Here is a 23189-nt window from a genome sequence, read left to right as displayed (position 1 = left end):
AGGATGGTGCCAAGATGACAATCAAAATTGATCAAGAAGCATTAAAATGGTTTGAAAGAGAATTCGATACTTCAAAACCGTTTCACATCCGCCTTTATCCTCAATATGCAGGGTTTGGTGACAAGAATAAAGGCTACAGCTTAGCATTTTCGCTAGAAGCTCCAGCCGTTGCTGCCGAACAGCAGGAACTGAACGGAATAACCTTTTATGTTGAATCCAATGACACATGGTTTTTTGATGATACAGAAGTAGAAATCAAATACAGCGATACTGATGGTGAAATATTCACAAACTATAAGGAGCATCATTAATCATACACTTTTGCAATCTGGCTGAGCTCCCGGAGGCCCAGGAGCTCTTTCGTATTTCATTTTATCGAACGTTGGTTCTCAAATTATTCTTTTTTTATTTCTTGATGATCACCTGAATAACATGACCAGTTCCCCTGTGCAATTCTCCTTCTACTCTTTCTTGCTCTCCATAAAAAAAATGAAGAACATGATAGTCCTTAATCCATTGCAATACATCAAATGGGTTATAAAGCATATCAACGGACTTTGGTCCGCCTGTACCGTATTTCACTTGGTCTTCTGAGTATACTTCAAACATGATGATCCCCTCTGGTTTGACAGTGGAAATCAATTTGTTGATCACGTTTTTTTGATCGTTTTTACTAAAATGTCCAAACACCATAAAGGCTGCTTCAAATTCTTCAACGGGTACTGAGTCTCGTGTTAAATCCTTTAGCTCCGTTGACAATTTCACCTCATACCGTTTTGCTAACGCCTCAGTTTTACTCAAACCATTTTCCGCATAATCATATGCTGTAACATGATGCCCCTGCCTCGCAATAAATACTGCATTTCGTCCTTCGCCTTCTGCAAACGCGACAATACTGCTACCCTTTTTCAGTCTGTGGAACTGTTCTCTGATAAATTGATTTGGTTCTTCCCCATAAATATATTGGTCTGAACCAAAACGTTCATGCCAAGTATTTCCCATACGATCACTCCTCCTTATTATTATACCCTTTCCCCTTTTTTTAGTATGATAAAAGTTCAAGTGGCTATTCTATTTTAAAGAAAGGAGTTTATTTCAGATGAAGGAATTAACATCCATGGATGAGGTTACAAAGTTGATCAACGAAAACGAATTAAGTTTTATTTACGTTTTAACCGATAGTTGAAGTGTCTGTCATGGATTGCTTCCTCAGGTCGAGGATGTTTTGAAAGATTTTCCTAAAATCGAGACAGGACTGGTTAATGCGGGGAAGGTCACCGAAATTGCTGGATTCCTAATGGTGTTCACAGTACCTGTTCTCGTCCTGTATGCAGATGGCAGAGAATATATTAGGGAGGCAAGGATCGTCCAAGTTGAAAAATTAAGGGCGGATGTCTCGAAGGTATATGAAGGTTTTTTTGGAGAATAAGTGAGCCGTATTAATTTTAAACTATTGACAATAATAATGTTATGTAAACAAATACATGATGAAAAGAACAGCAGACCTCTTTCTCTTGGCTTCTGCTGTTCTTCTGGTTATTTCTTTTTCCAGATCCTCTTATTGTCGATTCTTTTTGTATATCCTAGTGAATCGAGACGTTCAAGAAATGGAATCAAATACTTACGTGATAACTCTACTGCTTCCTTGGCTTGTGAAACTTCAAATTCATCCTTTGTATGGTCTTTTAACTTCCGGACAGCTTCTGCAAAATGTTCTCCATACCAGGCATATTGGTCATCTAGCATCACAATTACTCCCTGGTCTTCCAAGAATCGTTTTAACTCTATGGAAATGGAGTCAGGAATGCCTGCTTTTTTTAAATAATCATTCAAATAGGCCACCTGCAAGCCGTCCTTTTTCAGTTCATTGACCAGAGTTTCTGTCCGTTTTTCCCAACTTTTTGGGACATGTGGAGAAAATGCGGAAAGAGAGATATATTGGTCTTTTCTCACAAATAAGCCCTTGCTAATACCATTATCGATTATGAATTCCAGCAATGATCTCGAGAATGCTGTTTGCAAAGTTTGCAGCAATTCAGCTTTGTACATGCCCGGACGCATTGCATTTCCCGAGTGATAGTCTTCCAGTCGATCTTTGATATCTTCTTCGATAAAGTCAATGACTGATGTCAAGGCATATTCTTTATTAGAAATTTTGACAAACTGATCATCTTTAAGATTGGCTAAAATAGATTGCTCATCCAGTGCTGTCCGCTTAATAAGCTCTTCGATCGTCAGGCTTTTTGCCTCATATAAGGCAGCGTTCATTCTTTCGATTGGGGTTCCTGCTTTCTTTTTTTCCAACTCCTCCATTGTCTGCTGGCCAAAACGATACTTGTTTCCACGCGGGTCGATTACCCAACCGCCTCCGATCGTCTCTTGCGGACTTGGCCTGCGAACAATGAACCGATCTCCACGTTTAGTGACGATCTTTTCATCAAGACGCAGCTGACAAAGAATTTCCCCATTGTCTTCTTTTAGTTCGTTTCGGTCAAAAAAGACAATCCGTCCCATTACTTCAGCAGTACCGATATGGCATTTAATCGGTGTCCTTTGTTTTACCAGGTGGTCGAGATCCTCCACCACTCTTATTGCAACATCTATTGTGTTGGTAACGATAAAATGTTCAGATGAAACTAGCACTTCTCCCCGTTCAAGTTCATCCCTAGATATCCCGGAAAGATTAATGGCAGCCCGCTGACCCGCGAACGCTTTTTTGGCAGGCTGATGATGAACCTGAAGCTGACGAGCCCTTACTTCGAGCCCCGTTGGCAAGACTCTTAATTGCTGTCCTTCTTCGACTGTTCCCTCGTAAACCGTGCCTCTAACAACAGTGCCCTGGCCTTTTACGGTAAATACCTGGTCGATTGGCAGCCGGAATGCCCCCTTAACGTCCCGCATTTCTTGCTCTTTCAGTGTGTCAATGATTCTTTCTTTCAATTCGCTAATTCCTTTTTTAGAAAGGCTATCAACCAACATAAAAGGCGCATTTTCAAAAACCGTATCTTTAAGCTCTCCAAGAATGTCGTCTTTCACAAGTTCGATGAAGTCTTCCTCCACCCTGTCAATTTTTGTAATCGCTATAATTCCTGAACGGATGCCCAGGAACCCAAGAATGTCCAGGTGCTCACGGGTTTGCGGCATAACCCCTTCATCTGCTGCAACAACAAGAACAACAAGGTCAATCCCTGCAACACCAGCAATCATCTGGCGGATAAAGCGCTCATGACCGGGTACGTCTACTACGGAAATTTGCAATTCTTCATCTTCATATAGTGGCGCAAAACCCAGCTCAATCGAAATTTGCCGTTCCTTTTCTTCCTTCAGTCGGTCTGTGTCGACATTGGTCAACGCCTTGGTCAACGACGTTTTCCCGTGATCAATATGCCCTGCCATCCCGATGGTAAAATACCTCTTGCTCAACTGCAGACACCTTCTTTTACTATATATAAAACAACTCTAACTTTAAATCCAAAATAGTTCAAGCTACGAAAACCAGACACTTTTTACATATGCCATTATGCAAACTGTTTTCCGATCAACCTAACAAAACAACTTCAACATATAGCTTCTGTTGCGGATAAGAAAAAGCTTTGTCCACTTAGCCAACGGGTGGCTGCATATTTCTGTAAGTAAAGTACATAACCTGCAGACACTTCATTCGTCTGCAGGTTATGTTGGTTGTGTCAAACAGTATACATAAAACGCAACATTGCTGCAGCTGCCAATCGGCTTGTCATATCACGGAAATCTTTCGAAGGATCTATTTCTACGAGATCCATTGCTTTTACCTTTTGATGAGATGCTGCAGCAGATATGCTTGAAAGTAATTCCCTACTGGTTATGCCCCCCGGACCGATCGCCGGGCATCCTGGTGCAAAAGCCTGGTCGACTACATCCATATCGACTGATAAATAAATAATATCGACAAAATTAGATAATCTGTCTAGCTCCTTTTTTATGATTGGCTCTATTCCTGTACATTCAATATCGTCTATTGTATAAATGGTAACGCCTTTTTCCTTCGTATATTCATGATAAACCTTTGCATTCGCAAAATCCCGTATTCCTATTTGAATCAGATTATCCCCTTTAAGATGGCCTCCTTCCATGAGACTGCGGAAAGGAGTGCCATTTGTCCGTCCGCCATCTTCCAGATTTCTGACGTCATGGTGTGCATCCCATTGGATGACTCCTATTTTCCCATAGTGCTCACCGAATGCGCGGATTGAAGGGTAGCTGATTCCATGGTCTCCACCAAGCAAAATATACCTGTTGCAGGCATTCCTTGTAAGCATCTCCCTGACGCTTATGCGGATTCTTTCGATGGATTCTTCCATGTCGGTTGGATGTACCTGCACATCACCAAAGTCAAGGACCTTTATATTCTTATAATCTGTGTCTTTTTTTCCGGAAAAAGTAGTGAAAGCACTCAGACATGCTCTTATAGAGTTAGGCGCTTCAGATGACTGTGACAAAGAAATAGACGTTTTAGAGAGCGGAAGACCCAGTACCCCAACCTCCCCTCTTGCTCCATCTGAATAGGATGTCAGACACTCATTGACCTTGGTGACAAATTTGTCCTTGAATGCTGCTGGCCTATCTGGCTGGAGAAAGCTGAATTCCACGATAATCGATCCTTTCCCAAAGGTTTTTGCCAGCATGGAATACGCTTTGAGCATGATTCACACCAAAGTGGTAAGGAATGTATTGATAATTAGGCACATCCCAGATCACGAAATCTGCTGAGCGTCCTATATCCAATGTTCCAGCCTCTTTAGCCTTGCCGATTGCATGAGCAGCATTGATGGTTACACTATTCCATATTTCTTCCGCTGACATCTTTAGTTTTAAAGCTGCGAGTGACATGATCATTTGCAGATTTTCCGTCACACAGCTTCCTGGATTAAAATCTGTAGCCAGAGCAACCGCTGCACCCTCATCAATCATTTTCCTGGCACGTGCAAACTGGTCTTTCCCTAAATAAAACGTGGTACCCGGCAGTAAGACAGCCACTGTACTATTTTTAGCTAGCCGTTTTATTCCCTCGTTTGATGCCGCTACTAGATGGTCCGCGCTTGCAGCTCCCAGTGACACCGCCAGCTCAGCACCGCCTAGAGGATCGATTTCATCTGCGTGAACCTTCAATCCAAAACCCTTGTCTTTTGCAATCTGTAAGTATTCCCTTGATTGTTCAATCGTAAATACCCCTGTTTCACAAAATATGTCGACGAAATCCGCTAGCCTATTTTCTCTGATTTCATCGAATAACGCTGACATTTCTTCAAGAAATAGAGCTTCTTTTCCTTTCCATTCAGGAGGAACAGCATGTGCTCCTAGGAATGTCGGTACAATCGAAACCGGATAGTTTTCTTTTAACAGTTGAATGACGCGCAATTGCTTTAGCTCCGTGTCCGCATCCAGACCATATCCGCTTTTTGCCTCCAGGGTTGTCACACCAAACGAAATCATCCTTTCAAGGTGAAAGGACGCTTTTTCGAGTAATTCTTCCTCGGATGCGTTTTTCGTGGCTGAGACAGTGGACAAAATCCCCCCGCCTTGAGCCAATATTTCCAAGTAAGGAATACCAGCTTGCTTAAGCGAAAGCTCATGCTCACGAGATCCGGCAAAAACCAAATGCGTATGTGGATCAACAAGTCCAGGAGAAACAACTTTTCCCTTAATATCGATTCGCACAGATGCTTTAAATGATTCCGCCTCAGCGCTGGAGCCTAGCCAGGCCACTTTTCCTTCGATGATCCCCATTGCAGCATTCGCTTTTAAAGGTAGCTCTTTCATTTCCTTCCCTTTTAGGGGGCGATCCTTAAACACCGGCAAAATCAGCTGTCCAATATTGTATAAAATCAAGTCATATATCAATAGTTTCCCGCCCTTTCTATATGCACTTGAAAACTTCTCTATCGAAATAAGAATGATAGCCTTTAGACCGTTGAGAAACTGAATTGTGTATCTCCCACGTTCTCTTCTAATTACGAAAGCATTGGTATATCTACGCCTTTTTCTTTTGCTGTTTCAATCGCCCTTTCGTACCCGGCGTCAGCGTGGCGTGCAACGCCCATTCCTGGGTCCGTGGTCAACACTCTTCTCAATTTTTCTTCGGCCAGTTCCGTTCCATCAGCGACTACAACCATACCGGCATGAAGAGAATAACCCATGCCTACTCCGCCTCCATGGTGGAAAGAGACCCACGAGGCACCCGCAGCGACATTGATGAGCGCATTAAGGATAGCCCAATCGGCGACTGCATCACTACCATCTTTCATCGCTTCAGTTTCCCGGTTTGGTGAAGCAACAGACCCGCTGTCCAAATGGTCGCGGCCTATGACAATCGGCGCCTTCAATTCACCATTCCGTACTAGCTCATTGATTGCCAATCCCATCTTAACTCGCTCACCGTAGCCTAGCCAGCAAATCCGTGCCGGCAGACCCTGGAATTCGACTTTTTCCTGAGCCAGATCAATCCAGCGCTGAAGGCCTTCATTTTCAGGGAAAAGTTCTTTGATCAGTTCATCTGTCCGATGAATGTCAGCAGGATCACCTGACAAAGCGGCCCAGCGGAAAGGGCCTTTTCCTTCACAGAACAGCGGACGGATATAAGCAGGGACGAATCCTGGAAAATCAAAAGCATGCTTTTCTCCGTTATCTTTGGCTACCTGGCGAATATTGTTCCCATAATCGAAAGTAACAGCACCTAGCCGCTGGAACTCAAGCATGGATGCAACATGCTTTACCATGGAAAAGGATGATTGCTTAATATATTCTCCGGGGTTGTTTTCCCTCAGTTGTGCTGCCTCCTCCAGGTTTAAACCGACAGGTATATAGCCATTCAACGGGTCATGTGCCGAAGTCTGGTCCGTTACAATATCAACCTGGAAGTTTCTTGACAAAAATTCATGATGGACTTCGGCTGCATTTCCTACAAGACCAATCGAAAGTGCTTCACCTTTAAGTTTCGCTTCCTTTGCCCATTGAATCGCCTCATCGATGGAATAGGTCACCCTGTCGCAATAACGCGTATCAAGACGTTTTTGGATACGATTCGGGTCGATTTCCACTGCTATGCAAACGCCTCCGTTCATCGTGACAGCAAGCGGCTGGGCTCCTCCCATTCCTCCGAGGCCCGCTGTCAAGGTAATCGTATTTTTTAGCGTTCCGCCAAAATGCTGTCTCGCAACCTCGGCGAATGTTTCATAGGTTCCCTGCAAAATCCCTTGTGAACCAATATAAATCCAGCTTCCCGCAGTCATCTGCCCATACATCATCAACCCTTTTTTATCAAGCTCATGGAAATGATCCCAATTTGCCCATTTAGGGACCAAGACTGAATTCGAAATCAAGACGCGAGGGGCTGCTTTATGTGTTTTGAATACTGCAACAGGTTTACCAGATTGAACTAGCATTGTTTCATCATTTTCGAGTCTTCTTAAGGTTTTGACAATTGCATCGAATGCCGCCCAGTTACGTGCGGCTTTGCCAATTCCTCCATAAACAATAAGGTCTTGCGGTTTTTCAGCAACCTCAGGGTCAAGATTGTTACAAAGCATTCTTAATGCCGCTTCCTGTTCCCAGCCTTTACATTCTAGTTCCAAGCCTTTTTTCGCTTTAATCAACCGTTTGGCTTCGATTGTCATCTTTTTCACTCCTCTTGATAAATTATTGATCAAGCTAGACTCACATGTCTTTTTATTCCTGTCCACTGCCAATTATTTTTTTTTAGCCACTCTGTCAGTCTCTCTATATCTTCAGAGAATACGCGGTCTTCTGTGATCGATGGAACAATTTTTCTGACATCCTCATAAAATGCTCTTGTTTTTGGCGCCATTTTTTCAATCCCCCGGAGTTGAACCGCCTGGAGTGCACAAATACATTCTATGGCCAACACACGCCTGACATTCTGAATTATGGTGTATGCATGGCGGGCTGCAATGGTCCCCATGCTCACATGGTCTTCTTGGTTAGCTGAGGACGGGATAGAATCTACACTGGCTGGGTGCGCTAGCGTCTTGTTTTCAGAAACAAGAGAGGCAGCGCTGTATTGCATGATCATCGCACCAGACTGGAGTCCAGGCTGCGGGCTTAAGAATGGCGGAAGGTCATTCAACTGAGGATTGACAAGCCGCTCAATCCGCCTTTCAGAAATACTCGCAAATTCCGCCACAGCAATTTTCATGAAGTCCATCGCAATGGCGATTGGTTGGCCGTGGAAATTGCCGCCCGATATTACAGTCTTGCCATCGTCAAAAATAAGCGGATTATCCGTAGCAGCATTCATTTCTATTTCAAGCTTTTCTTTTACATAATCGAGAGCCTGCCAGGAGGCACCATGTACCTGGGGGATGCATCTTAGCGAATAAGCGTCCTGGACACGTTTTTCCCCTTGACGTGTCGTCAGTTTGCTACCTGCCAGCAAGTTCCGCATACGTTCTGCTACATCCACTTGCTGCTGGTAACCTCGCACCGCATGTACCGCAGGGTGGAATGCGTCAATGATTCCTTCTAGTCCTTCCATGGTAAGAGCCGCAATCCACTCTGACTGATAAGCCAAATCGTTTGCTTCCAACCAATTGATCACTCCCATTGCCGTCATTGCCTGCGTACCATTGATTAATGCCAGGCCCTCTTTTGCTTTTAGCTCGATCGCTACCAGGCCCTCTTTTTCATAAGCTTCTGAAGTGGCACACATCTTCCCCTGATAAAAAACCTTGCCTTCTCCAAGCAAAACCAATGCCAAATGGGAAAGCGGAGCTAAATCTCCAGAAGCACCAAGCGAACCTTGCTGCGGTACAACTGGATGGATTTGCAGGTTCAGCAATTCCAGTAATCGTTCTACAATGGCTGGCCTGATTCCGGAATATCCTTTGATTAAAGCGTTAAGTCGCAGCAAAAGCATCGCTCGGGAAACCACTTCTGGAAAAGGGTCTCCCACTCCGCAGGCATGTGAACGAATCAAATTCAATTGCAGGGAGTTGACATCTCGTTCATCGATGACGACATCACTGAATTTGCCAAAACCCGTGTTGATTCCATAAATCGTCCGCTTTTCCGCAACGATTTTTTCTACAGCTTCCCTGCTTTTTTTCACTCTTTCCATACTTTCCGCACCAATCGCCACGATTTCATCCTGATAACAAACCTGCCTGATTTGTTCCAGGGATAATGATTCACCTGTTAACACAACCATTTTACGTACCCCCTGTTCAGTAAAATAAAAAGAAGACGATAATGGCAAAGATAACCATCATCGCCTCCTTATGACTGCTGGACTATAGGCAATGCAACATTTCTTTTTCTGAATTTTAACTATTGACTAATAACTTACATTAATTTTATTTTTTCAGCTGACTGCTGTCAACTATTTTTGGAAAATTTTAGTAATCTAATATAGTAGTATGATACTCTGTTAAAGCGTTAAAAAAAAGCGCAAGCAACCTTTATGATTGTCGCAACTTCCTAGTGGCAATCACCTTTCTACGCCGTTTCCTTCTCCTGCTTGAAACGGAACTTAATCGGAACGGAGATTGTATGCTAGGTGTATTTATGTGAAAAGACATTTTTAGCACCAATACAGCTTATTGGTGACATCTTTTCCCGTTTTCTGGTTTTTTAGGTCACCAATACAGCTTATTGGTTGCCTATTTTCCCAATTTCTGGTTTTTTAGGGCACCAATACGGCTTATTGGGTTCGAAAGAGATTTTCCATGAAGAAAATGCTTGAAATTTATCAGACTGCCAGCAAATTGGATGGGACTCTTTACCTTTACAGCCGTCAAAAGCCAGTGGAGGCAACCTCTTTGTCCAAACTTGTATCCTTCTTGTTAACTGTCGAACTTATGGAAGGTATCGATGTAGAACCTAAATGGACACAGCTGACAAAATTGGTATCAAATGAAGCTTCTGTTGTACGGGTGTAGCGCAAGCATCTGATTGAGACTACCGAATCTTTTCAAATATAGTCATAGTATTTAAGCATATTATAATAGAGGGGATGTTTTGTATTCTAATGATCATTGGGGCAATTGTCGTGATCGGTTTTTTGTTCAGTTTGTTATAAGGTTAGTGAAAAGGGCTGCCATTGGGATAAAAAGGACCTAGGCTAGCCTCTTCTTCATGGGTTAGCTTCTTTTAAAGCTAAAAATGGTTTGTGCTGCGGCTTCACAAAAAAGGGTCAACACATAAATTCCGATATTATAAAAAAGCACCTTGAAGGCGCTTTTCATTGCTTTTGTTCTATCGATTCCACCATTCTGAATAGAAAATCATAAATTAGAGAAAATGCTTCCTTTATGGTTAAACTCTCCTTGTATCCTTCCAGGCCATTCAATGCGAAGTTAAGACTCCATATTCCCTCGTCGCCGTCGAACAGTAAGTCGTATCCATCTTCCCGGAGGTGTTGCTCCAAATAGACCTTAATGGCTGGCGCCAGCTTTTTTTGCCGCTTTAGGCCAAGCATAACATCGTACGTCCCAAAAACTTCATCTTTTTCAAAACTCACAGCATCGACTCCAATCAAATCAAACCATTTCGATTCTATGTACATGAATTCATTTTTCCGGTCTTTAAAATAGGTGATAGGCTGCTCAAGAAAATCGAATGACTCCTTTCCTAGGAAATCCTCCGTTTCTTTGTCCCCTCTTTCGATGTATGCTTGAGCAAAAAGGCTGCCTGAATCTATCACCTTAGCATCTTTTCCCTCGATCAATCCCTGTTGTTTGGCATATTCTTTCATGACATTTGGTAATTCGACAGATCCATCCTGTGTTGCGAGATACTTCTCCACCTGGTTTTTCAACATTTTTTTCCCTCCATAATTGGGTTTCCTATTATGTATATTGAATGGTTATTTTAGAAATAGCAACTAATCTTGATGATTATTGCCAAACTCGTTTACATTCTACCCTAACAGCAAAAGAAAAAGGCAATGATAGTCATTGCCTGGTTCGTCCTAAAATCTTCCTGATCTAATAATCGAATAATGTCTTTTCTGAACCAGCATAAGCTTCGAATCCAAACCTTTTCAAACCAGCTCCCCTATATGATCTCGACCTTATGAAGATAAGCCCAGTTTTGCGGAGCTTTGTAGCTCAATTGCCAGTATGTTGCTCCATACAATCCATATAAATCGATTAGTTTGTATTTTTCTATATAACTGCGGATATCTTCAAACCAGACGATGTGTTCCTCCGTCCCTCTCCAAAATCTGAACCATGGTGATTGTGCAGCATTGTCATACTCGATGACGGAGCCTGTTGAGATGGCTAGGTTTTGGGCAGCCAGCACGGAAACAGCATGATACCGACTAGTTAAACTTATCTTGTCATGTCCATATAACGATAGGCCAATCTGCAGTTTGTCACGCGGTATCAATGTTAAAGAATACCTGACAACAAACGCGATCCACCAAAGCGGTGAAACTGGATCTGGCGGGCCGCCTGGATACCCATAATCAATGGTCATAACAGCGACAATATCAGCGATCTCTCCAATTTTTTTATAATCATGCGCACCTACAATTGGGTTGGATGGAAGATCTTCCGTCTTTGCATGTACATTTACATGCAAAATAAGACTTCCCATTGCTGTTTTTAGTTCCTTGAGGAATGAGGTGAACTCCTCTCGTTGAGGAGGAGGAATAAATTCAATGTCTACACTAATTCCCCTGTATCCTCTTTTTAACGCCAGATTCACCAGGCTTGCTACCAGATTCCTTCGGTAAGCCGGAGTGGACAGAACTCTTCCTGCAAGCTCTTTGCTGAATCCAGACAATGTTGTATTTTGAATCAATAATAAGGGAAGGATATTCAACTCTGTGCTCTTTCGGACAATTGGGAGGTCATCGCCTGCTACATAGGCATATCCTTCTTCCGTGAAGGAAAATGCTGCAACTGCAAGGTAGGTAAGCTGGGGTGCGATTTCCATTAAATCGGTAAGGAATGTTGGAGAAGATCCAGGTACGATGAATCCTAAGGTGGCAAAACGCGGTTTAATAGGAGAAGGTATGTTGATGTTCTGGCCAATGAATAATCTTTTTGGATCTAGACCCGGATTAGCAGTCAATATATTGGCGATACTCGTCTGGAATTGTATGGAAAGTTTCCACAATGTATCGCCAGCTTTTACTTTATAATACCTGATGATTGGTTGCTGATCTGGGATGTAAAGGGCGAGACCAGGCACGATAAGATTTACGGAAGGAAGGCCATTCGTTTCCACAATATGTTGAATCGTTACACCATACATTTTAGAAAGAGTCCAGAGGTTTTCCCCTGATTTCACAATGTGCACAGCCATTTGATCACACCTTTTTGTATTATCATATGGCTGGTGTTCCGAAATATATTCCTTTCGTTTTGCAATAGGTTCCGCAAGATAGAAAAAGGCCGCACAAAAATGATGAATGTGCGAACCTTCCTGTTACATCAGAGCAATGGGTATCTTACGCATTTTTTAACTTTAATTTTTTCATTACCTTAGTTGTTATCTTTTTATCATCTTTGGTTACCGACTTTGGTTTATATGGCAATACTGTTTTTATCGCATTATTATTTTCGATACTTAGAATTTCCAGATAAAATGCTGTGCTTTTCCGATTGCCATTTAAATATCCCCGAAGGATCTTCATTTTATCAGGAGTTCCTGTTAAATCCCCTTGATAATCCCATTCAATTTCATTTTCATATCTTGAATCCATTTTTTCCTTTAATGCGAATGCCTCTGACAATGCATCCTCTGGTGTCGAAAAGTAAGATTTTGTTCTTCGTAGCCCCTTCTTTTTGTTGCCATCGCCTGCTTTTGCCTGATATAGTTTGATTAACATTTTCCTCATCCTCTCTGGTTTAGTCTCACGCCTTCTCATGGTAAGTCCAAATACCAGAAGACCCGAGGAATTACTTATAATACAGTATACCCTTTTTTCCATCAGTTACCTATTAATAAGGAAATAAAGTCTATCGCGAAAGAAAAGGAGCGTGGTTTTAGCGCACGCCCCATAGATCGCTATTTTGCTGTTACAGCTTCTTTGTGGTTATTTTTACCAAAACGGATGGTTGCCTGTGCTGCAGCAAGTCTCGCAAGTGGCACGCGGTAAGGAGAGCAACTGACGTAGTCAAGTCCAGCCTTATAGCAGAATTCAATCGAACTCTTCTCCCCGCCATGTTCCCCGCAAATTCCAGTCTTCAAACCTGGCTTTGTTTTGCGGCCAAGTTCCACGCCTATCTCCACTAACTTGCCCACTCCCTCACGGTCCAAAACGGCAAATGGATTTTCAGGAAGGACTTTTTGATCGATATAAGTCTGTAGAAATTTTCCCTCTGCATCGTCTCGGCTGTATCCAAATGTTGTTTGCGTGAGATCATTTGTTCCAAATGAGAAGAAATCTGCTTCCTCGGCAATTTGATCTGCAGTTAGTGCTGCACGAGGAATTTCAATCATCGTTCCCACTGTATATTCAAACTGCTTGCCTGTTTCTTCTTTTATGCTAAGTGCAGCTGCGTTCACAAGCTCACGCATTTCTTTCAACTCATTTACATGGCCTACTAACGGAATCATGATTTCAGGCTTTGCCTCAATCCCTTCGTCAGCGAGGTTCGCTACTGCATAAAAGATTGCTCTAGCCTGCATTTCATATATTTCGGGATGAATCATCCCTAGGCGACAGCCACGGTGTCCAAGCATTGGATTGAACTCATCCAGCTGGCGCACTTTCTTCAGCAATGCTTCTTTTTCCTTAAGTTCCTTTGATTTCGGATCCAAAATTTGCAGTTTTGTAATCTCCACCAAAAGTTCTTCTTTATCAGGCAGGAACTCGTGCAATGGAGGATCAAGCAAGCGAATCGTCACAGGCAGTCCCTGCATCACTTCCAAGATTCCTTCAAAATCCCCTTGTTGCATTGGCAGGAGTTCATCAAGTGCGGCATTGCGCTCGTCAAAAGTTTCCGCAAGAATCATTTTCTGGACAATTGGTACCCTGGCAGCGTCCATGAACATATGCTCTGTACGGCAAAGGCCGATACCGCCAGCACCAAACTCCAGTGCTTTAGCAGAATCCTGTGGATTATCTGCATTCGCACGAACGCCAATTTTTCGCTCCTCATCTGCCCACGACAGTAATAATTGGAACTCGGCAGAAAGCTCAGGTTCAATCATTGGGATTTCGCCGAGCATGATTTCACCTGTTCCCCCATCAATCGTGATGATATCCCCGTGCTTCACGATAACTTCGCCAACTTGAAACTTTCTTTCGTGCAAATCGATTTTCATCGCTTCGCATCCGCAAATACAGGCTTTCCCCATGCCTCTAGCCACTACTGCAGCATGACTTGTCATTCCGCCGCGGCTGGTCACAACAGCCTGGGCAGAAATAATCCCATGGATATCATCAGGAGTCGTTTCCGGGCGCACAAGAATGACTTTTTGGCCTTCATTTGCCAGCAACTCAGCTTCATCTGCATCAAAAACAACCTTGCCGGTAGCGGCACCAGGTGACGCAGGAAGACCTTTCGCTAGCTGGTTGCGTTCATGATTTTCATCAATCCTGCGGTGAAGAAGCTGGTCAAGCTGTTCCGGATCTACACGGAGCAAGGCAGTTTTTTTATCAATAATTCCTTCTTTCACAAGCTCTGTGGCAATTCGGATAGCCGCCTGTGCCGTGCGTTTCCCCGTCCGTGTCTGGAGGATGAAAAGTTTCCCGCGTTCTACCGTAAATTCAATATCCTGCATGTCCTCGTAATGCTGTTCAAGCCGGTTGCAAGTGTCCACGAATTGCCGATACACAGCAGGCATTTCATCTTTTAATGTCTGGATTGGCTGTGGAGTCCGGATGCCTGCCACGACATCTTCTCCCTGTGCGTTGATCAAGTATTCTCCATACAGGATGCTTTCGCCAGTTGATGGATCCCTCGTAAAAGCAACCCCGGTTCCCGAGTCATTTCCCATATTCCCAAATACCATGCTCTGAATATTTACCGCTGTTCCTAAATGGGATGGAATTTTATTTAAACGTCGATACACGATCGCCCGTTGATTGTTCCATGAGTCAAATACAGCATTGATCGAAAGGAAAAGCTGTTCCTTTGGATCCTGAGGAAAATGTTTCCTCGTATGCTTTGTCACGATCTTCTTATATTCTTCGATGACTTCCATCCAATCTTCTGCCATCATTTGAGGATCTGAATGATAGCCTTTTGCTTTCCTTGTTTCTTCTAGCAAACGCTCGAAGAAGAACACGTCGATATCAAGCACGACATTGCTGAACATCTGGATGAAACGGCGATATGAATCGTACGCAAATCTTGGATTATTTGTAAGCTTCGCCATTCCTTCAACCGTTTCATCGTTCATGCCGAGGTTCAGAACGGTATCCATCATTCCCGGCATGGAGAATACTGCACCAGACCGTACAGAGACTAGGAGCGGGTTCTCAGGATTCCCGAGCTTCTTTCCCGTTTTTTCTTCGAGCTCATCAAGTGCTTCTAGCACCTGAGCTTTCACTTCTGCGGTGATCATCTTTCCAGCGTCATAATAAGCGGTACATGCCTCAGTCGAAATCGTGAATCCGTAAGGCACTGGAAGTCCAATACGTGTCATTTCCGCCAGATTGGCACCCTTTCCACCCAGTATTTCTTTCATTCCGCTATTTCCTTCATTAAAAAGATGCACATATTTAGACATTCGCTTAGCTCCTCTCGCTTTTTAAAATATCCAGTATTAGCCCTGCAGTTTCTTCAATCGCCTTATTGGAAACATTGATGACCGGGCAGCCAACACGTTTCATGATTTTTTCTGCATAATCCAGTTCTTCAAGAATTCTTTCATAACTGGCATAGTTCGCTCTGGCCCCAAGGCCAAGTGCTTTCAGCCTTTCCGTCCTGATTGCATTCAGCTTATCTGGCGAAATGATCAATCCTACACATTTGTTTCTAGAAATCTGGAACAATTCATCCGGCGGTTTGACTTCAGGAACGATTGGTACATTGGCTACCTTGTAACGCTTATGGGCAAGGTACATGGATAATGGGGTTTTTGATGTTCGGGAAACGCCGATCAAGACAATATCAGCCCTTACTATTCCTCGTGGATCCCGGCCGTCGTCGTATTTGACCGCAAATTCGATTGCTTCGATCTTGCGGAAGTACTCGTCGTCCAATTTGCGCATCAATCCCGGCCGATGGTTAGGTTCTTTGTTGAACTTCTTTTCAAAGGCTTTCATCAGTGGATTCAACAAGTCAACTGCGTATATCCCCTCCTCTTGAGCCCTTCGATCCAAATAGGCTTTCAGTGCCGGTACAACAATGGTATAAGCGATGATGGAATATCCTTGCCTAGCTATCAACAATATGTCCTCAATGTCTTCCTCGTTTTCAACATATGAATGCTTTCTAATATCTACCTGTCCGCCGTTAAACTGTGTTGCCACTGCTTTCACTACAAATTCTGCTGTTTCTCCGACAGAGTCGGATACCACATAGACAACTTCCTTCCGTTCCAAAGTTCGCTCACATCCTAGACAAATTTTTGCTCAGCAATTTCTAAAAATACCTTAGTAATCGTTGTTTTCGTTATTCGTCCGATGACTTCATATAAATCAGGATTACTGTTGAGTTCCCGAACGACAGGAAGTGAATCAATTTTGTTCGTTATCAGTTTCCTTGCAGCCTGAATTAGCTTTTCTTCTGGCTTTACCGTTATGATGTTCGGCATTCTGGTCATGATCACGCTAACTGGGAGATACTCAAGGTTCTTATTTCCAATCGAAGCCCTTAGTAAATCCTTTCGCGAAATAACTCCAGCCAGCCCCCCCTCTGAAGTGACTGCATACAAAGTTCCCACATCCTCAAGGAACATCTGGACGATTGCATCATACACAGAGGAAGATTTTTGTACCACAATCGGATGTCCTTTATAATCATTTACTTTTAAGTTTAGTATCTCTGTCGGTTGAAATGGTCTCTCTTTGTCCTTATTGAAGAAATAGCCGACTCTCGGCCTTGCTTCAAGACTGCCCGCCATCGTCAGAATCGCCAGGTCGGGACGAAGGGTTGCCCGTGTCAGCTTCAGCTTCTCAGCAATCTGTTCACCAGTAATCGGTCCGTCCTCTTTGACGATTTGCACGATTTCCTCCTGCCGTTTTGTAAGTTTAATAGAACTCACCACCAACGTCCCCCAATAATAATTATGTAATATTATCAAGGATTTTTTAATGTGTTATCCTTATTAATTTATAGTATATAACATTTGGGAGGAAAGCAAAAGAAAAGGTTTTATTATTTATGAATTTCTTTTAAAAGCGTTGTTTTCAGCTCGTTTACCCTCCATTTTATAAAGGGGATTAGGTCATACTGTTTAATTTTTATGCAAAAAAATCCCCTGGAACACTATCCAGAGGACTCAAAAAACTTATTTATTTAATTCAAGTATCACAGGACAGTGGTCGCTGCCCATGACGAAACATTCTGCTCCTGCTTGATGAATGGCTGGTGCCAGTTTTTCTGACACAATGAAGTAATCAATCCGCCAGCCAATATTTCTTTCTCTCACCTTATTCATATACGACCACCAAGTGTACACATCCCTGGCATCAGGGTGCAAATATCGGAATGAATCAACAAAACCGCTGTTGAGCAGTTCTGTCATTTTCCCTCGTTCCTCCTCTGTAAAACCGGAGTTCCCGTGATTCGATTTAGGATTTTTTAAGTCCTCTTCTTTGTGTGCGACATTAAGGTCCCCGCAAAGGACCACAGGTTTCGCAATTTCTAATTCAAGCAAGTATTCCCGCAGCTTAACTTCCCACGATAAACGGTAGCCTAAACGAGCAAGATCACGTTGTGAGTTTGGGGTATAGACATTGACGACATAAAAACTGTCGAACTCGAGGGTGATGGCCCTGCCCTCATGATCGTGTTCAGTTGACCCAATACCGTATGTTACTGATACAGGCTCTTGCCTCGAAAAAACTGCAGTCCCTGAATACCCTTTCTTCTCCGCATAGTTCCAGAACTGGTGATACCCTTCTAATTCAAGGCTGATTTGGCCTTCCTGAAGCTTCGTTTCCTGAATGCAAAACAAATCTGCGTCCGCTTCCCGAAAAAAATCCAAAAAACCCTTTTGGGCACAAGCCCTTATGCCATTCACATTCCATGATACTAATTTCATAAATCCTATTCTCCTCGGTGTTTTTTTATTTAGCTGCTATGTGGACAATCTCCTATTCTTTTATTCTAACAGTCTTTAATCAACGATTCTAATACAGCGATTCCCTTAACAATGTCATCAATCCGGCCATTTGCAAAAGAGAGCCTGAAATACTGGTTTTTTTGGTTTGAATAGATCTTGCCAGGATTAATCAGTACTCCATGCGCGAGAGCTTTCCGGTATAAATCAGACAAAGCAACTTCCGGATTGAATTTAACCCAGATGAAAAATCCCCCTGCAGGCTGTTCCCATTCAGCATACCGGCTTAAGTGAGTATCCAATGCCTGCAGTGCTGCATTTCTGCGCGCCTTCAAATGCTTTCTTACTGTTAGTAAATGCTGCTCATACAATCCGCTTGAAAGCCATTCTGCAGCTGCTCTTTGAGAAATGGAACTTGTCCCATAGTCCGTTTGCATTTTCAGGTCTGCCAGGCGATCCATTACGGCTTCCGGACCGACAATCCAGCCAATCCTAAGTCCTGGATTCAGGCTTTTTGACAGGCTGCCTAAATATAAGACATTGCCATTCCTGTCATGAGATTTGATAGGCAAAGGCGGCGGACTGTCCAGCCAAAGGTCACTATAAACATCGTCCTCTATTATTGGAATTTGTTTATGCTCCGCTAGCTTGAGCAGCTCCTGTCTTCTTTTCCATCCCATTAATGCACCAGTAGGATTATGAAAAGTAGGGTGACAATATAATACAGAATTTTTATTTTGATGAGCAACTTCTATTTTTTCGGGAAGGATGCCTTCTTTGTCCATTGAGATTCCTTGAAGCTTCATGCCAGCTGATTGAAAAGTAGATAAAGAATTTACATAAGAGGGATCCTCCAGGAAAACTGTTGATCCCCTTTCCAGCAAGCCTATAGAAATAAGATGGAGCGCTTGCAAAGCACCAGAAACTACTATGATGGAAGAGGTTGAAACTTTGATGTCTTTTTGACTAAGGTATTTCGAGATTGCCTCTCTTAAAAGTAGATTCCCCTTCGGATCCTCATACCCGAAAGGTTCCAAATTTCGTCCCACTTTTGTGATTACAGCCCTCATATCGTCTAGCGGGAATAAATCTTTTGAGAGCTCACCCTTACTGAGCTGAATCAAGTTTTCATTTGATTCTGCCTGGTTTATCGCCTGAACAGTTGGTATGCTCGCTTGATGAGCGCCAAGCTTTACCTGTTCATTCCAATTCACAAGAGGAACTGCCCGCATCAACGTCCACGTGTTATTGATTACCACAGTCCCCATTCCGAGTTTTCCTTCAATCAGTCCATCTGCTGCCAATTCGTCGAGCGCTGTAATAATAGTACTACGGTTCACTTCAAATTGCCTGGCGAGCTCGCGCTGGCTTGGAAGTCTGCTGCCCACTGGCCAGGTACCGTTCGTAATCTGTTCTTTTATATAGGCACTAATCAGTTTGTACTTCGGTGCTTTCATTGGCAGGCTTCCTTCCAAAATTGGTTGGTTTTATAAAACTCCTATTGGATGGATACATTTTACCAAGCACAATGTATATTGGGAAGACATAAGAGAAATGAAGATTAAGTTGGTAGGGTTTTTTAGGGGTGAATGACATGAATATTAGACTGACAATAGCGCACTTGCTCGTCATCTTATTATGGGGTTCGGCATTCGCCGGTATAAAACATGGGCTTGAAGGATATTCTCCTGAGCAACTGAGCTTCCTTCGGCTCCTAGTAGGCTCTCTTACACTAGCTTTTTATGCTGCTATCACCAAAATGAAGCTGCCGGAAATGAAGGATTTACCCGTCATCTTCCTGTTTGGATTTCTGGGATTTGCAGTTTATCAAACAGCCCTGAATTTCGGGGAACAAACGGTCAACGCTGGTGCAGCTAGTTTGCTTGTATCTACATCGCCTGTTTTCATAGGATTGTTAGGGAGGATCTTCTTTCAGGAGCGTGTTGGAAGAATGTACTGGACCGGCGCTGCCATCAGTATGGTAGGAATCTTTCTTATATCCACTGAATCTGGTGGCGGGTTCGAACTAGGAATGGGAGTCGTTTTCATCTTGATTGCTTCCTTGTCAGAATCACTCTACTTTGTATTCCAAAAAAAATATCTGAAAAAATACGGTCCCCTTCCTTTTACTGCGTATACGATCTGGACGGCTGCCTTCTTAATGAGTTTCTTTGCTCCCGGAACTTTAACACAAATCGCTTCGGCACCTTTAGGGTCTACAGTAAGCGCTGTCTATCTAGGGGTTTTCCCTACAGTAATAGCCTACTTCGCTCTAGCCTATATAATGGCCAAATCCGGCGCGTCTGAAGCAGCCAGTTCATTGTATCTTACACCTGCCGCTTCTTTTCTGGTAGCCTGGGTGTGGTTGGGAGAAATCCCAAGCTTTTTGACCATTGCGGGAGGTATGACCACATTACTCGGAGTTTCCCTTACTTACCTCCCTAAAAGGAAGGAACTGCCGAAGTCCTTATTAGAGATCAAAGGGTAGCTGTTCGGTCTCTCCTCCTGTCTAGTTAATCAGCAGTAATCTTCCTTTGCTCAGTTAGTTGAGTAATTCCCTTAGAAGGATACCGAACAGGATGCCCAGAAACATGGAAGTCAATGTTCCGAGCAAGAAATATTCAGCCCAGTCCCGGTCATCCATCTGCTTGAAACGCGCAATCGACTTAGCAGTGACAATGAAGGCAATTGCCGGGTAAGAACTATAATAAGTCAGAAGAATGACCAGCAGCCGTTCAATATAGCCAATTAGTTTCCCTCGGGACATATCATGCTTATTGAAGATCATGTAGCTGTATTGTTCGGAAAGTCCACTTTCTCCTTTATTCCGGGGGGTTAAAGGCTCCTTCCATTCATTTTTAAAGCTATATTTCCCTTCAAAGGTCAATAGTTGCCCAGGAAGAGAGCCAAGCAGGATCCTGACGATATGCCCACTGACCGTTGTACCCAAGATCAAAATGATAAAAATAACCAGTAGCACTGTAGCAGCATCCAGTTGCCGGCCTTCTGTAAAAAGAAGCTCTAAAAACCTTTGTATACTTGAAACCATGGGAACCCTATAAAACAATTGCAGTGCAGCCAGCAGCATTGTCCCATGAAGAAGCTGATCGAGAACAAAAAACCAAAGACTATTAAAGTTATAACTTGCTGTATATTGATCAATCAGCTTAATTTTGAACAAGTCTATGATCAAATGAGAAGAAGTAATAAATATTATCGGTAAAACGACGGCCATCATCGGATCCGTTTGCTTGTTAAAAAGGAACCATCCTCCAACTAGGACAATTGTATTGACGATAAAATGATGTAATAAATGCTTTTTCAAACTCCCGAGCTTGTCCTCCACCATTCGATCCGTCTGCAGGTAAAAGTCAGCTAGTAAATGAGCAACAATAAGACTTAATAAAAGCATGCCTTCTCCTTTCTCCAAAACCTAGAGGCTGAAAACTTCCCGCAACTGGCTTTTAATGTCATCTTTTATTTTAACTTCGACACTGTTCTCTGAGTCAGCATAATTTCTCCTTTGAAGAGATTCCAATACACTGAGAATGTCCTGAAAACTTTTCAGAACCTGTTCACTGTGACCCTTTTTAAAATGACTGTAAACAGTAGGAGCAGACCGCCCAAGAATATCGGCGACTGCCTTCTGCTTGCCATAAATAAGGTACAGGGAACAAACCAATCTCTGTATATCTGTTTGATGGGTGATTAATACATTTTGAAGGCTAAGCATGCCATTCATCAAAATCTGATGCTCTTGTTGACAACCATCAGTCAGGAAAAAAAAAGATTCTCTGTCTTTTTGCTTTTTTAGATGCTCGTTTGCGATTCTTGCCTGTTTAACGATCGGATGAATCCATTTTTCAATCTCAATAGCTTCTATGCTTTTCTCAATGTTGCCAAACGACAATCCGAAATATGGTGCATTCTGTTGAAACTTCCATATTCGGCTGATGTAAAAAGCAGTAATAAAAGCAGTTGAATATCCTTCGGCCAAAAAAATCAATTCATCTCCGGCCCGGTGATGAACCTGAATACTTCCGGAATTTACGTACCATTTTTTCACCGTCGATTCAAGCTGACCTATATAATTGCTCAATGTTTCTCCATTCTTCACTGAGGAAGAATTCGATACATCCATTATAAAAACTGAAGCCGGTCGCATTGTCATTCCACCCTGCTAATAAATTAGATCTCATAATCTAATTTATAATAAATTAGATAGTATAGTCAAATTTATTTATTATTAGCTTGACAAGCCATATCTCAATTCCATTTTAACAGGATCATACGTTCGGTTCAATGATTAAAAAAAGAGCTTTAAAGCTCTTTTTTACATTGACTATTCTTCTGTTACGACGACCTTTTCCATTACATCCCCATTGCTCATCGTTTTTGCTGCTTCCAAATTGGAAGTAACTTTTCCAAAAACAGTGTGAACACCGTTTAAATGCGGCTGAGATTCATGAACGATGAAGAACTGGCTTCCTCCTGTATCTTTACCTGCATGCGCCATAGAAAGTGAACCCGGTACATGCTTGTGCGGGTTGCCTTCTGTTTCACATTTGATGGTATATCCTGGTCCGCCAGTACCTGTTCCCTGAGGACATCCCCCCTGGCTTACAAAACCAGGAATAACGCGGTGGAACGTTAATCCATTATAAAAGCCTTCGTTCGCAAGCTTTTCAAAGTTCGCAACTGTTCCAGGAGCTTCGTTTGGATAAAGTTCAAATTCAATTTTTTCACCATTTTGCATTTCTATGTATCCTTTTTTAGCCATGAAAATCATCTCCTTAAGGTAAAATCATTGTTATCATACCATTATTCCTTTTGAAAATAAAAGTATCCACCTTGAAATTGTATTTTTTTATAAAGTATGTGTTAAAATATAACTGCCTCTGCCGGACATTAGCTTGTTGCGGGACACTTAACCACTGTACGGAAGGCAGAGGCCCTGCTTTGCAGGTTCACCGCAATAATCTGTGAAGCCTTGCCACAGTAAG

21 protein-coding genes are annotated in these 23189 nt (G+C 42.8%); 4 read left to right on the top strand and 17 right to left on the bottom strand.

Annotation, left to right across the window (positions count from 1 at the left end; all coding sequences use genetic code 11):
* Window positions 1-14: 14 nt before the first annotated feature.
* A complete protein-coding gene (locus tag UB32_RS14405; protein WP_044394775.1) occupies window positions 15-311 on the top strand; it encodes a HesB/YadR/YfhF family protein in 297 nt (98 codons plus the stop codon).
* A 94-nt stretch (window positions 312-405) separates the two neighbouring features.
* Here UB32_RS14405 and UB32_RS14400 read toward each other — a convergent pair whose 3' ends face one another.
* Window positions 406-1002 (bottom strand): class I SAM-dependent methyltransferase, encoded by a 597-nt coding sequence (locus UB32_RS14400; RefSeq protein ID WP_044394772.1) that lies wholly within the window; start codon window positions 1000-1002, stop codon window positions 406-408.
* A gap of 223 nt (window positions 1003-1225) precedes the next feature.
* On the opposite strand from UB32_RS14400, the gene UB32_RS19560 reads away from it, so the two are divergent.
* Window positions 1226-1429: a hypothetical protein gene (locus UB32_RS19560; RefSeq protein WP_084221859.1), complete on the top strand. Its 204-nt coding sequence runs from the start codon at window positions 1226-1228 to the stop codon at window positions 1427-1429.
* Window positions 1430-1536: 107 nt separating this feature from the next.
* Here UB32_RS19560 and selB read toward each other — a convergent pair whose 3' ends face one another.
* From selB to hutH, 5 genes are all read right to left on the bottom strand, one after another.
* Window positions 1537-3423 carry a selenocysteine-specific translation elongation factor gene (gene selB, locus UB32_RS14390; protein WP_084221857.1) on the bottom strand — a complete coding sequence of 629 codons (1887 nt, stop codon included), beginning with the start codon at window positions 3421-3423 and terminating at the stop codon, window positions 1537-1539.
* 263 nt (window positions 3424-3686) lie between these two features.
* Entirely contained in the window at window positions 3687-4682 is a 996-nt protein-coding gene (gene hutG, locus UB32_RS14385; protein WP_241768517.1) for a formimidoylglutamase, read from the bottom strand.
* Window positions 4600-5877 (bottom strand): imidazolonepropionase, encoded by a 1278-nt coding sequence (gene hutI, locus UB32_RS14380; protein ID WP_044394802.1) that lies wholly within the window; start codon window positions 5875-5877, stop codon window positions 4600-4602. The genes hutG and hutI overlap by 83 nt, the downstream gene beginning before the upstream one ends.
* Window positions 5878-5990: 113 nt before the next feature.
* Entirely contained in the window at window positions 5991-7652 is a 1662-nt protein-coding gene (gene hutU / locus UB32_RS14375; RefSeq protein ID WP_044394770.1) for a urocanate hydratase, read from the bottom strand.
* Window positions 7653-7681: 29 nt separating this feature from the next.
* Window positions 7682-9202: a histidine ammonia-lyase gene (gene hutH / locus UB32_RS14370; protein ID WP_044394768.1), complete on the bottom strand. Its 1521-nt coding sequence runs from the start codon at window positions 9200-9202 to the stop codon at window positions 7682-7684.
* Window positions 9203-9719: 517 nt separating this feature from the next.
* Here hutH and UB32_RS14365 point away from each other — a divergent pair.
* Complete coding sequence (locus UB32_RS14365) at window positions 9720-9932, top strand: hypothetical protein (protein ID WP_044394766.1); 213 nt, start codon at window positions 9720-9722, stop codon at window positions 9930-9932.
* A gap of 302 nt (window positions 9933-10234) precedes the next feature.
* On the opposite strand, the gene UB32_RS14360 is transcribed toward UB32_RS14365, so the two are convergent.
* From UB32_RS14360 to UB32_RS14325, 8 genes are all read right to left on the bottom strand, one after another.
* On the bottom strand, window positions 10235-10813 hold the full coding sequence (locus UB32_RS14360) for a hypothetical protein (RefSeq protein ID WP_044394764.1): 579 nt from the start codon (window positions 10811-10813) through the stop codon (window positions 10235-10237).
* Window positions 10814-11049: 236 nt separating this feature from the next.
* On the bottom strand, window positions 11050-12309 hold the full coding sequence (locus UB32_RS14355; RefSeq protein WP_044394762.1) for a LysM peptidoglycan-binding domain-containing protein: 1260 nt from the start codon (window positions 12307-12309) through the stop codon (window positions 11050-11052).
* 145 nt (window positions 12310-12454) lie between these two features.
* Entirely contained in the window at window positions 12455-12937 is a 483-nt protein-coding gene (locus tag UB32_RS14350) for a hypothetical protein (protein WP_241768516.1), read from the bottom strand.
* A gap of 77 nt (window positions 12938-13014) precedes the next feature.
* Window positions 13015-15687 (bottom strand): pyruvate, phosphate dikinase, encoded by a 2673-nt coding sequence (ppdK, locus tag UB32_RS14345; RefSeq protein ID WP_044394758.1) that lies wholly within the window; start codon window positions 15685-15687, stop codon window positions 13015-13017.
* 4 nt (window positions 15688-15691) lie between these two features.
* Window positions 15692-16504, bottom strand: coding sequence for a pyruvate, water dikinase regulatory protein (locus UB32_RS14340; protein WP_044394756.1), 813 nt, complete (start codon window positions 16502-16504; stop codon window positions 15692-15694).
* 14 nt (window positions 16505-16518) lie between these two features.
* Entirely contained in the window at window positions 16519-17166 is a 648-nt protein-coding gene (locus tag UB32_RS14335; protein ID WP_044394800.1) for a helix-turn-helix transcriptional regulator, read from the bottom strand.
* Between the two features lie 246 nt (window positions 17167-17412).
* Complete coding sequence (locus tag UB32_RS14330; RefSeq protein WP_044394754.1) at window positions 17413-18168, bottom strand: exodeoxyribonuclease III; 756 nt, start codon at window positions 18166-18168, stop codon at window positions 17413-17415.
* A 65-nt stretch (window positions 18169-18233) separates the two neighbouring features.
* Window positions 18234-19643 carry a PLP-dependent aminotransferase family protein gene (locus UB32_RS14325; RefSeq protein ID WP_044394752.1) on the bottom strand — a complete coding sequence of 470 codons (1410 nt, stop codon included), beginning with the start codon at window positions 19641-19643 and terminating at the stop codon, window positions 18234-18236.
* 137 nt (window positions 19644-19780) lie between these two features.
* Between UB32_RS14325 and UB32_RS14320 the strand changes: the two genes are divergently transcribed.
* A complete protein-coding gene (locus UB32_RS14320; RefSeq protein WP_044394750.1) occupies window positions 19781-20674 on the top strand; it encodes a DMT family transporter in 894 nt (297 codons plus the stop codon).
* Between the two features lie 54 nt (window positions 20675-20728).
* Here the strand turns inward: UB32_RS14320 and UB32_RS14315 are convergent, their stop codons facing one another.
* The 3 genes from UB32_RS14315 to UB32_RS14305 all read right to left on the bottom strand — a co-directional run bounded on the left by UB32_RS14315 (window position 20729) and on the right by UB32_RS14305 (window position 22966).
* Window positions 20729-21598 (bottom strand): DUF3307 domain-containing protein, encoded by an 870-nt coding sequence (locus UB32_RS14315; protein ID WP_044394748.1) that lies wholly within the window; start codon window positions 21596-21598, stop codon window positions 20729-20731.
* 21 nt (window positions 21599-21619) lie between these two features.
* Window positions 21620-22357 carry a hypothetical protein gene (locus UB32_RS14310; protein ID WP_128721560.1) on the bottom strand — a complete coding sequence of 246 codons (738 nt, stop codon included), beginning with the start codon at window positions 22355-22357 and terminating at the stop codon, window positions 21620-21622.
* A gap of 171 nt (window positions 22358-22528) precedes the next feature.
* Complete coding sequence (locus tag UB32_RS14305) at window positions 22529-22966, bottom strand: peptidylprolyl isomerase (protein WP_044394743.1); 438 nt, start codon at window positions 22964-22966, stop codon at window positions 22529-22531.
* Window positions 22967-23189 lie beyond the last annotated feature (223 nt).

It is taken from the genome of Mesobacillus subterraneus (assembly GCF_000934845.1).
Lineage (GTDB): Bacteria > Bacillota > Bacilli > Bacillales > Cytobacillaceae > Mesobacillus > Mesobacillus stamsii.
This window is presented reverse-complemented; position numbering and strand designations above follow the sequence as displayed.